We start from the raw sequence: 12,824 nt of genomic DNA, 5'->3' as shown, positions 1-12,824 counted from the left end.
GATTAATTATACTTGAGAATAGCATCAATAAGTGCCAATTCATCCTCTGTAAAGTCCAGCTTGTCCAGGGCCTTGAGCGAATCAACCAGTTGCTCACTATTTCTGGCCCCTACCAAAACGGAGCTTACACGTTCATCTTTCAACAACCATGCAATTGCCATTTGAGCCAATGTTTGGCCTCTTTGTATCGCCAGATTATTCAACCGGTCTATCTTCTCCATCAATTCAGCAGTGATCATGTCACTTTTCAAAAAATGCTCTTTCGAAGCGCGCGAATCTGCCGGAATGCCACCTAAGTATTTATTGGTCAACAGTCCCTGTGCCAAAGGAGAGAAAGCGATCGCTCCGATTCCTTCTGCCTGCAGCACATCCAAAAGCCCCTCCTCAGGTGTCCGCACCAACATCGAATATTTAGGCTGATGAATAAGGCATGGTGTCCCCATTGCACGCAATAACGCAGCAGCTTTCTGAGCAAGATCAGGAGGATAATTGGACAAACCCATATAGCAGGCCTTTCCTTGATGAACAATATCTCGCAATGCGACCATCGTCTCTTCCAACGGTGTATTCGGATCCGGTCGATGATGGTAAAATATATCCACATAATCGAGCTTCATACGTTTTAAGCTCTGATGTAAACTGGCCATCAAATATTTACGACTTCCCCAGTCACCATACGGACCCGGCCACATGGTATATCCCGCTTTAGTGGAAATTAAAAGTTCATCACGATAGCCCACAAAATCGCTACGCAATATATGTCCAAAGTTCTCTTCTGCACTTCCCGGAGGCGGACCATAATTATTGGCAAGGTCAAAATGGGTAATCCCGTGATCAAAAGCGGTCATCAAGGTTTTGCGGAACACCGTTTGAATATCGGTTTCACCAAAATTTTGCCAAAGCCCCAATGAAATGGCTGGCAAGAGAATGCCACTCTTCCCACAGCGTCTGTAGGGCATATGCTGATATCGGTTTGGATTGAACGTCACGTTACAAAGTTTATACCTGCAAAATACAAAACTATTTCCAACAGTCCAGCCTATTTCCCGTTTTCGTGTTCTTTCGTGAACCTCTTTTTAACATCATTTCATTTAATAGCTGCTCATGTTTATAACACCATATCGATTGACAACAGACCATGATAACCTTCGGAGAACAGCTTTGATGAATAATTGTTTTTACCTATAAACGTATTTATATTGCATATAAAAAGCAATTTATCTAAGTTTGGTCTTATCCAAAAGTAAGGGGATTAATTAGATATAACATGATTGGCAGATTCTTCAGAAAATTCTATTTACATATTGTCATCTGGACCATATTACTGCTTTTGCCCTTTATTACGTACCTCTACCAGCCGGATAAAATCGCGGATTTCAAGCCTTATTCGGCATTATCGCATTTAGTAAATATTGTATTCCTGGCTACTCATTTTTACTTGCACTGCTACGTTGTTGCACCTACCTATTTTTTTGGTCGCAGAAAGATCTTTGTACTATTAATGGCACTTGGATTCGCCACCTATGTAGCACTGAACTACTGTATAGTCTATTTTAATCCAGATGGGGAGCTCGCTCATCTGAGCAAGGAAAATATTCTTTTCGTACGATTGGTCATCGGCCCGGGCATTATTTACTCACTCTGTATGATCACCTCTTCGATGATCTTTCTCTACGATGAGCAAGCCCGACAAAAGGAGCTCAACAAACAGATTGCGCTTGAAAAAACAACGGCAGAACTAACGATGTTAAAACTTCAGATCAGCCCACATTTCCTATTCAATACGCTCAATAATATCCGTTGGCTCATTCGTAAACAATCATCAGATTCCGAAGACACTATTGTTAAGTTGTCCGAAATGCTACGCTACATACTTTACGAAGTAGACGGCCCCAAAGTCGAACTTTTTAAAGAGATCGACCATATGCGCAATTTTATCGCCTTACAGACCCTTCGTCTTCCTATTCAAGGAAATGTAGCACTGGATATCGAAGACAGAGTCAAAAACAGAATGATCCCCCCATTACTCTTCATCCATTTTGTGGAAAATGCATTCAAGTATGGTGTGGATAGCAAAACTGAACCACAGATACAGTTTCAATTTCAGGATACTCCAGGTGGCATTATCTTTATATCCCGAAATAGCATTTTACAACATACGGAACCGCGTCCAAACGAAGGGATAGGACTGACCAATGTACGCAGACGATTACAATTACTGTATCCCAACCGACATGACCTCAGGATCGGAAAAACCGATGCTGGAGATTTCGAAGTGACTTTAAAACTGATGACCGATGAAGATTAAATGTATACTAATCGATGATGAACCCTTCGCGCTCAACATTTTAGAAGACGACTTATTGAATTTTGAGCAAATCGAAGTCGCCCGTAAATTTAATGCGACGGCCGAAGCTGAAGACTATTTAAAAGATCACGCTATCGATCTGATTTTTCTGGATATTGAAATGCCCGATCAATTGGGTACGCAGTTTATTCGCGAACTCACTCCACGCCCCTTAGTTATCTTCACCACGGCCTATCACCAATATGCTGTTGAAGGTTTCGAGCTAAATGCCGTAGATTATCTGCTTAAACCCATTTCAAAAGAACGACTCGCAGCCGCAGTCCGAAAAGTGGAAGAAAGTATGCTGCTCCGTGCAAAACAGCTACCCGAACAGGATCATATTATCGTCAATGTAGAATACAAAAAGACGAAAATTTTTCTCCATGAAATCAGCTACATCGAAGGCTTGAAAGACTATGTGAAAATATACCTGGTCGACCGTGAATCGCCACTTCTTACGCGCAGCAACCTCCGAGGGATGGAAAAAATATTACCTACAGTCGATTTTCTACGCATACATAATTCCTTTATTGTCAACAAAAATCGTATTGAACAGGTCGGTCAAAGCAAACTCACCTTACCCGAAACTGCCCTTCCTATCGGTAAAAAATATATTAAAAATATCGAACAGTTTATCTAATGCTAAAGGTACAAATTGAATCGATACAATTATCCGTTCGTCTACACATTCGCCGCTTCGGTCTACAGATGATTGCATAGCTAAAAAATCCTTTTCAAATTTGCGTACTATCGAACAGCCTAATCCGCATAGCCGATAGCATAGCAAAGAAAAAATGAAAAGATTTATAGCAATAGCACTAATGGCAACTGCGGTTGCTTCTGTACACGCTCAAGCCCCTGCAGGCGGTCGTCCTGCTTTCGCCATGTCCGAAGGTCAGCTCTCCGGCCAAATTGTGGACGACAACGGGAAACCGATCGCACAAGCTTCCGTGAATTTATTGAAGGTCATCAAGGATCAAGCTACAGGTAAAGAAAGGGAAATTCTCGTAAAAAGTACCAGTTCTTCAGAAAATGGAAAATTCAATTTCGCAGCCATTTCACCAAAAGAAAAATGGAAGTTAAAAATTAGCTCTGTAGGCTATGCACCGATTGATCTAGCTGTAGACTATACCGATGGAAAAACAACCAAAGATATCGGCGCGATCAAACTGGAAAATGACAACCGTAAGCTCGATGAAGTCACCGTGACTGGCCGCAAGGCATTACTCGAAATGGATATCGACAAAAAAGTCTTCAACGTAGAGAAAAATATCGTCGCGGCTGGCGGTACAGCAATCGATGTACTCCGCAATATGCCTTCTGTACAAGTAGATATCGACGGTAATGTAAAATTGAGAAATGCAGCGCCAACGATTTTTGTTGACGGAAAACCGACCACGCTTACACCGGATCAAATTCCGGCTGATGTCATTGACAAAATCGAGATCATCACAAATCCATCTGCCAAATACGACGCTTCTGGAAGTATGGCCGGTATCCTCAATATTATTCTGAAAAAAAATAAGAAAGCCGGATACAATGGTATGGTCACCTTAGGTGGCGACCGCTTTGGCGGGACCAACTTTATGGGTAGTTTAAATCTGCGTCAGAATAAATTCAACATCTCACTGACGGGAATGAATATGCGCATGCGGACCAACACCGAGGGCGACAGCCACCGTACCAGTACAATTAATGGCATAGAATCGACAGTAGATCAAGATATCGAGGGCAAAACAAAAGGTATGATTACCTTTGGCCGGCTTGGCGTAGATTACGACTTAAGTCCCAAAACAACGCTATCTGTCGCCGGAGTGTTGGTTCAGGGTAAATTTAAGCCTAATGAAAATTCAGCAATTTCCACCACTTCAGGGGGCAATACTTCAATGAGCGATCGCATTTCCGAATCTGAAAGAAGCTTTAAACCACGTGGCCTGCAAGCTGGTCTCGTCCAAAAATTCAAAACTGAAGGCGAAGAATTGTCTGTCGATTTCAATTACTTTGGCGGTAATAACACCTCAAATGGTCTATATACGACCAATTATCGCAATGCCAGCGATGAGGTCAGCGGAACGCAGATCCAAAAAAACAACGGCTCCGGCAACAATAAATTTATGACTGTGCAGGCAGATTATGTCAAACCGTTCAAAAATGGCATGAAACTCGAAACTGGCCTGCGTGCCCAGATCAATAAACTCAAAAACCTCAACACGAATTCCTTAAAAGCAGTGGATAAGGAGGATTTTGAAAATATCACCGCAGCTTCAGCAAACTATAATAATAAAAACAGCGTCTATGCAGCCTATGCCTCACTTGGAGGAAATCTCAAAGACTGGGTATCCTATAAAGTTGGATTACGCGCAGAAAGCTCAACGTACGACGGCGAACTTTTGAATACAAATGAAAAGTTTCACAACAAGTACCCCCTTAGCTTATTTCCTTCTTTGTTCCTGAGCAAAAAGCTAACCGAGAAAGACCAAATACAAATGAGCGTAACCCGTCGTGTCAACCGTCCGAACTTCTTTCAGCTCATCCCTTTTGTTGACTACACAGACAGCTTAAATATTACACGAGGTAATCCCGATCTTGTTCCTGAATTCACTACATCCGGCGAACTTTCCTACAGTCGCGCACATGGAAAAGGTACATTTTTGGCAACGGTATACTATAAACGTACAAACAATCTAATTACACGTTACCTAACACAGGAACTCAATCCGGTGACGAACAAAATGGATTTTATCAATACCTACATCAATGCCAACTCCAGCAAAAATTATGGTGCCGAATTCACGTATACCAATAATCTCAAAAAATGGTGGGATCTGACAGCAGACCTCAACTTCTACAATTCTAAAATTGAAGTTGATGAGAAAACACCGTCGGAAGGTATGTGGACAGTATTTGGAAAATTGAACAATACATTCAACTTACAGAAAAACTGGAACCTACAGCTTGCTTTTGAATATCAAGGCAAAACAAATATGCCAGTTACACAGGGCCAGACATTCGGCCCACCAATGAACCAGGCACAAAGCTCTTCCCAAGGCTATATCAAACCATTCTATGGCATAGATTTGGCTATTAAGAAAAGCTTCTTGAAAAATCAGGCTGCCTCAGCAACATTGGCTATTAATGACATCTTCAGATCACGTGGCAATACCATTGTTTCATCAGGTGAAGGATTCTCTCAAACCTACTATCGACTTTCTAATCCACAGTTGATCAAATTAAATCTTTCCTACCGTTTTGGAAAAATGGATATGAATATGTTTAAGAAAAACAAAAACCAGAATTCAATGGAAGGCTTACAAATGCAATAAAAAATAATTGTATCTTGAGGCGAGATTATTGCTTCAAGATACAATTAACACCTTATGTATAAGATATTATACCCTAAAACCGAGCTCATGAAAAAACATATTGTCAATTATGACAGTATGCAAAATTTTGACAACACTTCAGTTTTACGTTATTTTGTCTTCCCGCAAAAAGGCACAACAGTAGCAATCCTTAAGAATGTAAGCATCGAAACCGAAGGCAATACTATTACACTGTCAAAAAGCAAAAAAGAGAACCTCAAAGTCCTCTTTTTTGGTAAGTATTTACAGCCGCTGCAGATGAATTACAGAGACTCGATAGACGAGATTGCTATTAACTTTAACGAGACTGGTATAAACTATTTTTTCAGTAATCCCTATGCCTTTCAAATCATTGATGCAGAGAATATTCATCTAGACCGTAATAGGCTTTTTCAACATAATGAAGAAAATTCGCTGGCATACTTAGAAGATTACCTTTATCATAGATACAAACCAATTCAGTTACAGGCCGTGGAAGAGACCGTCAGGTCAATTAATAAAAATCCTTTACAGTCCATACAGACGCTTGCTGAGCAGGTCTTTCTAACAGAGAAAACACTGCATAGGCAATTTCAAAAATATATTGGCTGTAGTATCTCAAAATATAAAAGTATACTGCGCTTTAGAAATACGATTCAAACTCATTTTGCAAACAGTCAACAGAATCTGACCGCATTATGCCTTGAGCATAACTTCTTTGATTCGCCACACTTTTATAAAGAGATTAAAAAGTTAGCCCATTTTAATCCTAAAGATTTCTTTAATAAACTTCAAGCAAGTGGTGGTGAAAAGTATCCCTATATTTTTGTGTAGAATGTCCTTTTCGTACAATTTTCGCGTAAGGTTTTATTTGAACTTTACAGCATGGAAAAATTTAACAACTACCCCATGAAAAAAACGGAAATTTTTAAATCGATTATGGTTTTTATAACCTTTGTATTATTTATCTTAACCAAAACACCTTTGCTTACCGGAAGTAAACCGGCAAATGTAATAATTAGTATTTTAATCACTTCGACACTTTTGTACGTCTTTATGACCGCGATTAAAAATATAAAAAAATCGAATTCACGTTAATAATTGGGCGGTAAACCCCAATGCCGATACCTTATTAACCGTAAAAAAAAGCATATGTAGAAGAAGTCGAATCCATACTCTTTTCCTCCATACGCTTTTTTTCCTTCCGTACAGGAATAATTTAACGGTTCCTTTCGAAAATTTCGACAATTTCCAATAAATCATTAATCACATAATCGGGATTTGCAGATGTGAGTTGAGCCTTGTCATGTGCTCCTGTTGTTATGCCAATACTCAAGGCGCAACCTGCTTGTTGCCCCTCCTGTATATCGATAATAGAATCACCAATTTTAACCACCAAACCCGGATCGGCAATTTCAAATTTTTGCATTGCCAGCTCAATCATATCGGGATAGGGTCTGTTTCGAGGTACATCAGATGCAGTAACTAACGCATCTACATCTTTGCCAACTTTCCAATTAAGCTTCTCCAAAAGTGACTCAGCTGTCTTACGATCATAGCCCGTATTGAGTACACGCAAAATGTCCTTTTCTTTCAAAAAAGCAAAAAGTTCTTCGGCATTCGTATTTGGGTAAATTTCTTCTACATCATAGGCATGTTCCAACTGCTCCAAAAACAATGTAAACATCCGTTGTGCCAATGCATCGTTATCGACATCCAAACTATTTTTGAGTACGGTCTTAATCGCCTGTAGCTTCTCTTTACCCGCGGCATGGGCCAATACCTCAGTTAATGTCAGTTCGTATCCACCTACCGTATTTATAGCATTTCTAAGTGTCTTATAAACAATATTATTTTCGTTCACTGTCGTACCTGCCATATCAAATACGACCATCTTGATGGCTTCTTTCATTCTATTCAATCTAAAGTTTAGCAAAAATAAAAAATTGTTAAATAAAACTAAACAAAATCATATTAATTTATTGCTATGCTTTAGTTAAGAAAACTACTTTAATGCACCACAAAATAATAAGTCCAAACGATCAGCAAAATTTGAAATGGAATACGAAACCACAAATAGTTTGGACCAGCGCCATCAAAGGTAGCCGTCTCATAATTGATACGCTTTAAGTTTGCCCGAATATTTGTAGGTAATACCAGTAGAAAGAAGACAATTAAAAGGATTCCCGTTATGCGGCTCACCTGCGGGACAAATAGTCCAATTGCAGCCATGAATTCCATTAAACCAGTTCCATAGATCATTTCTTTTTTAAATGGAACAAAGTCGGGCAGCATCAACATCATTCCTTTGGTATAAAGTAGGTGTCCCAATGCAGTGAACAACAGCATCACCGCCAATCCAACTTTTCCCGCTAAAAGAATATCCATATCCCCCTTCAACAGCAATAGGACGAGATTGGAAATAATGCAAACGACAATTAAAACAAAAAATGGTTTCATCTTTTTTATAACAAAAATAGGAGCCCTTCCCTTGGTTATCAATGAACATTTGTTAATAAATTTCTTTCCTGATCCGACTTAACGACTGCGGCCTAATACCAATATAAGACGCCAGATATTTTAAGGGAATGCTGCGAATCAGTTCAGGCTGCTCACGCATCAAATTGATATACCTGGTTTTCGCCGAATCTTCGAGTAGCGTCAGTTCCCGTTTCATTTTTTTTAGAAAAATGTCCTCAGCCGCTTTCCGTCCAATTAGATTTCCAACCGTTGTTGTTTGATATACCATATGGAGATCCTCAAACGATATCCGCCATAAAATACAATCTGTTATTGCCTCGAGATGATACGAGGAAGGTTGCTGTGTCAAGAAGGAATCGTACCCACTTACAAAAGAGTTTTCAAAAGCAAATCCAAAAGTAAAATCATAGTCCAGTTTTGGGATATTGAAACGTACAATTCCTTTTTCAATAAAAGATAAATACTGTTCGGTTTTTCCGATTTCCAAAATCAGTGATTTTTTTGGAAACACCATCCTAACAAGCTTAGCGGAAAATAGTTCCCAGTCCGTATCATTCATGACAACGATCGATTCGAAATATTCTCTGATCTTGTTCATGATTCTTAATTTTTAGGAGCAAGATAAAAACTTCTGTTCAAATATAGCGTAATGATTATTTACTATTTAATCGATTATTTATTTCAATAAACATACGACCTATTTTACCAAAAAATATTAACTTAAATACTATAAACTTTAATCATGCATATACTTAACGAAAACGGTCCACACCGGTGGCCTGCCTTTAGAAAATTAGGTTTTCGATTTCCCTTTATTTTCATTTTGTCGTTTATTCTTGTTTTTAATAACGGCACTTATCCGTTATATGGATATATCAGCACCCCTCTTACCCATTTTATGCAAAGGTTGACTCCCTGGTTTGCAGAAAATATATTGGGCTATTCTTACGACCACAGTATCTTCATCAACGGAAGTGGGGACACCTCTTATGCCTGGGTATGCTTATTGATTCTATTCATACTGGCATTAGTTGGGGCAGCTTTATGGTCCATATTAGATCGAAAAAGAGCGAACTATAATTTTCTTTTTTACTGGTTAACCACAGCAATACGCTATTATGTTGCTTTTATGCTTATTAACTATGGCCTTATCAAACTCTTCTATATGCAAATGCAGCCACCGAGGTTAACGCAACTCCTGCAGCCATTGGGCGAGTATTCTCCTATGGGCCTCGCATGGACCTATATCGGTTATTCTCAAGGCTACAATATACTCATCGGCTCAATAGAAATATTATCGGGCCTATTGCTTTTCAGAAAGACGATGGTTTTCGGTGCGCTAATTACAGTTGCGACAAGTATCAATATTATGGCCGTCAACTATTTTTATGACGTCCCTGTCAAAATGCTCTCTACAGCACTCCTGCTACTTTCCATATTTCTACTGCTTCCCTACGTAAAAGCATTGTACGCAATTTTTATTTCAGGAAAACCTGTACAATTACTCCCTATTCAACAACCTCCATTCAACAAAAGCTGGAAAAGAAAAAGCTTATTTATCGCCAAATTGGCCCTGTTAATTCTCTTTATGGTACAACAGGTCATGGGTATATGCAGTACAAAAAAAATGATGGCTGAGTACCTAAAAAAATCATCTTTGTATGGAATTTACCGTATCGAAGAAGCGGGAACACCACGCAAAACAATCCCCGAAAATTGGCGACTTATTGTTTTTGAAATTGACAACAACAAGGTCTTAATACGCACCTCAGACTATAACCCACAAAAAGAGAGCGTTGTTATTGATGCGGTTGGAAAGAAAATCACCCTAAACAATTATCAATTTGATTATCAAATCAACCAAGATGGAAATATTCTTCTGACAAAAGCCTTTGATGACCATACAGAGCAAATTAAACTGATTAAACAAGACGTGCAAGCCTTCGAATTAATGCAACGCAAGTTTCATTGGGTACAGGAATATCCCTATAATCGTTAAATAAGAATCGTAAAAATTAAATAAAAACAAATCGTGCACAACCTCCCTATCCAGCTCAAATTAACCATGTTTTACGCCGGAAATGTCTTGGTATATGGTGAACATGTGAAACATCTCGGCTTTTTATACCAATCTTGGAACGTCAGAAATTACACCATTCAAGCTGCCGGAAATCAAGTTTTTGTTCTCACTTTATCACACTCAAAAGGTGGCATCCATCAAATTGACCAACAGAATCATCAGCTGAAGGGTTATCAAATTCATTTAATCTTTCCAGGACAAACAAGTTCTTTTTCTTTTATTGAGGAAACCTTGGCCCATCAGTTTAAAATTTCTAAACAAAATTTTGAAAAGCTTTGCCTTACCCTTCCGATTAATACAAAACTCCTGCGGGATCATCCTATACTTGACATCGCTCAGCATGAATTTGAAAAACTCCATAGTGAATTAACTAAAATCGGTTCAGAGCTTTGTCGTTTTCAGCCTCTATTTACAATCATAGGATCACGTACAGCAACTAGTTTGCAGGAAATCAACCGTATCATGTTGAATAGAACTGGTCGTGTCCCACAACATTACCTACCGACTACGATGGATCGGCTTCTAGAGTTGATCGAGCTAAATTACAAACAGGAACACCAGGTGGCCTATTATGCGAATTTGCTCAATATGACCACGTATAGTCTTCGGAAGCTGACAAATCAACATATGGGTATTCTACCACTTAAACTGATTCACAATCGCTTATTAAAGGAGGCGATGCATCTATTAAGCTTGGGGCCCAACCCAATCAAGGCTACTATGATTGAATTAGGCTTTCAGGAATTATCTACATTCGCTCATTTTTTCAAGAAACGAACGCAGATGTCGCCATCGGAATATCAAAAAAAATCATTCCCTGCTTACTTACCATAAAAACGGCTCCACCCTGATATAAGTGGGGCCTTTTTATACTCAAAATAGCTTACAGCCTATTTTTTCTTCAATGTGATATTATCCAAAAATGCGTTTTCCTTTCCGACATTGGTAAATCCGATCCGAACTATTTTTTTATTCGGATTGATCTCCTTGCCAGTAACAAAATCAACGGCCTGTTTTCCACCTCTCTTTCCTGAGTCAGCTATTAAAGTCTTTAAATTCGATAACTTTCCTGTTACGACAGCGACATCATCCACTTCCGCCTGAACTTTGCCTCCATTACTCCAATAGACAAGCTTGAAGTCTTGTTGAGGATTCAAATAAACATATTGCTCTATTTTTTGACCCGGCGAAAGTACCACCGCTTTACTCCCCATTTCTCCGCGCCCTTCTTCGATGACCGCTGCTCCTTCCCAAGGTGCAAGACCAGATTTACCCTCAAAATCTGGATTAGGCAATTCATTACCATTTTTTAAAGGCCAATTATACGCCCGAATATAATCGACCTCCATATTGACTCCGCCTTCAGATCCATAGGCTCCAAGAAATACGTTCAAAAAGTGGTTGGGTGAATAAATCTGATTTTTATTCGTATACTCCTTGATCAGGTCTCCATTGATATAATGTTTAATACTGGTAGGTGTCCACAATACCCCATGTGTTACCCATTGTCCGACATGTTCATATCCCTCCGCAATATGTGTAGCAAGATTACGTTGAAATACCCCTTTTTGATCGACATGCCCATGTATCACAAATTGAGCCGTAATATATTCGAAAACGTCGATTTCAAAAAGCTGTCCCTTGGGGCGAATGCCTTTAATTCCGTCGACTTCGGATCCTTCTTGAAGATAATAACGAATATCTGGTCCAGGTGAATCAAACCAAAAAGCTGTATTTGTTCCCTTTGGATTACCCTGGCGGTTGCGTCTCACCTTAACTTCAAAGTACCCACCTTTGCTGTTGTCCAATAGATTTTCATTGGACTTCCAATCGTAGGTTTGGATGGATGAAATCTTTTGGTTGCCACCCTCCGTAAAAATCCGCTTGGGAATGGTATCATTGACATACAGATTGATCGCTGATCCATTTAAAGTATAAGCGGGTTGTGGCAAACGATCATGCAACATTTCATCCTTGGATTTTGAATTCAGATAGTTCAAAGATGAAAAATAGTTGGTCGTCCATTTATTCCGATTAAGTAATTGATCGTTAAATTCATCCTGCCAATAGACTTCCATACCAACAGGAACTGCTCTTGAACTTGGATTCCTTTGCTCTTCATCGAGTTCAGTATCATCCAGCTGCCACCTCTTGCTCGTATACACTTTTCCATTCGCCAAGGATTTTCCTGTAGCAGATTCTATCCAGATATAATAGGTCGTTTCAGGCTCCACCTGCTGAATATAATAACGTTTGGCACCCTCTGCTAATATCGCATTGGCTGTTTGCGGTTTCTTATTCGTTTTTGCCCAAAAGACTTTCGCTTCGGACATGCTCGGTTGATTATCCTTCGTGTCTACACGGATCCAACTCCGGGTACCCAATAGTTGTAATGGCACAGTTGACCTTGTCGTTTGGGCTGATAACCCTAGCACTGACATTACCTGAATACCCGCAAGAAATAGATATTTTTTCACAATTTTCTTATTTTATAAACGAACAAACTATAGTCCATCTGCTTACGAACAGACTATAACCTTACGATAATAACGAGAATTATCAGCATTGACAACTC

The 12,824-nt window shown here is 39.3% G+C and carries 11 protein-coding genes; 6 read left to right on the top strand and 5 right to left on the bottom strand.

Going from position 1 to position 12,824, the window contains the following annotated elements; genetic code table 11:
• Positions 1 to 2: 2 nt before the first annotated feature.
• Positions 3 to 959: an aldo/keto reductase gene (locus AAW12_RS20125; RefSeq protein WP_046675365.1), complete on the bottom strand. Its 957-nt coding sequence runs from the start codon at positions 957 to 959 to the stop codon at positions 3 to 5.
• Positions 960 to 1,267: 308 nt separating this feature from the next.
• Between AAW12_RS20125 and AAW12_RS25775 the strand changes: the two genes are divergently transcribed.
• From AAW12_RS25775 to AAW12_RS20105, 4 genes are all read left to right on the top strand, one after another.
• Positions 1,268 to 2,308 (top strand): sensor histidine kinase, encoded by a 1,041-nt coding sequence (locus tag AAW12_RS25775; protein WP_053003861.1) that lies wholly within the window; start codon positions 1,268 to 1,270, stop codon positions 2,306 to 2,308.
• Positions 2,298 to 2,987 carry a LytR/AlgR family response regulator transcription factor gene (locus AAW12_RS20115; RefSeq protein ID WP_046675364.1) on the top strand — a complete coding sequence of 230 codons (690 nt, stop codon included), beginning with the start codon at positions 2,298 to 2,300 and terminating at the stop codon, positions 2,985 to 2,987. Before AAW12_RS25775 ends, AAW12_RS20115 begins: the two co-directional genes overlap by 11 nt.
• A gap of 154 nt (positions 2,988 to 3,141) precedes the next feature.
• Positions 3,142 to 5,670 (top strand): outer membrane beta-barrel family protein, encoded by a 2,529-nt coding sequence (locus AAW12_RS20110; protein ID WP_046675363.1) that lies wholly within the window; start codon positions 3,142 to 3,144, stop codon positions 5,668 to 5,670.
• An 87-nt stretch (positions 5,671 to 5,757) separates the two neighbouring features.
• On the top strand, positions 5,758 to 6,522 hold the full coding sequence (locus tag AAW12_RS20105) for a helix-turn-helix domain-containing protein (RefSeq protein ID WP_197084118.1): 765 nt from the start codon (positions 5,758 to 5,760) through the stop codon (positions 6,520 to 6,522).
• A 385-nt stretch (positions 6,523 to 6,907) separates the two neighbouring features.
• Here AAW12_RS20105 and AAW12_RS20095 read toward each other — a convergent pair whose 3' ends face one another.
• From AAW12_RS20095 to AAW12_RS20085, 3 genes are all read right to left on the bottom strand, one after another.
• On the bottom strand, positions 6,908 to 7,600 hold the full coding sequence (locus AAW12_RS20095) for an HAD family hydrolase (protein WP_046675360.1): 693 nt from the start codon (positions 7,598 to 7,600) through the stop codon (positions 6,908 to 6,910).
• A gap of 98 nt (positions 7,601 to 7,698) precedes the next feature.
• Positions 7,699 to 8,148: a membrane protein gene (locus AAW12_RS20090; RefSeq protein WP_046675359.1), complete on the bottom strand. Its 450-nt coding sequence runs from the start codon at positions 8,146 to 8,148 to the stop codon at positions 7,699 to 7,701.
• Between the two features lie 52 nt (positions 8,149 to 8,200).
• Positions 8,201 to 8,767, bottom strand: a complete 567-nt coding sequence (locus AAW12_RS20085) for a Crp/Fnr family transcriptional regulator (RefSeq protein ID WP_046675358.1) — start codon at positions 8,765 to 8,767, stop codon at positions 8,201 to 8,203.
• A gap of 300 nt (positions 8,768 to 9,067) precedes the next feature.
• On the opposite strand from AAW12_RS20085, the gene AAW12_RS20080 reads away from it, so the two are divergent.
• The gene (locus AAW12_RS20080; protein WP_156167712.1) at positions 9,068 to 10,168 is read left to right on the top strand and encodes a hypothetical protein; all 1,101 of its coding nucleotides are present in this window, start codon (positions 9,068 to 9,070) and stop codon (positions 10,166 to 10,168) included.
• Between the two features lie 33 nt (positions 10,169 to 10,201).
• Complete coding sequence (locus AAW12_RS20075) at positions 10,202 to 11,083, top strand: AraC family transcriptional regulator (protein ID WP_156167711.1); 882 nt, start codon at positions 10,202 to 10,204, stop codon at positions 11,081 to 11,083.
• A 56-nt stretch (positions 11,084 to 11,139) separates the two neighbouring features.
• Here the strand turns inward: AAW12_RS20075 and AAW12_RS20070 are convergent, their stop codons facing one another.
• Positions 11,140 to 12,726 (bottom strand): glycoside hydrolase family 16 protein, encoded by a 1,587-nt coding sequence (locus AAW12_RS20070; protein ID WP_046675355.1) that lies wholly within the window; start codon positions 12,724 to 12,726, stop codon positions 11,140 to 11,142.
• Positions 12,727 to 12,824 lie beyond the last annotated feature (98 nt).

Origin of the sequence: Sphingobacterium sp. Ag1, from assembly GCF_000988325.1 — a bacterium.
Taxonomy (GTDB): Bacteria; Bacteroidota; Bacteroidia; order Sphingobacteriales; family Sphingobacteriaceae; genus Sphingobacterium.
The sequence above is the reverse complement of the archived record's forward strand: the minus strand, read 5'-3'. Positions and strand labels throughout refer to the sequence as shown.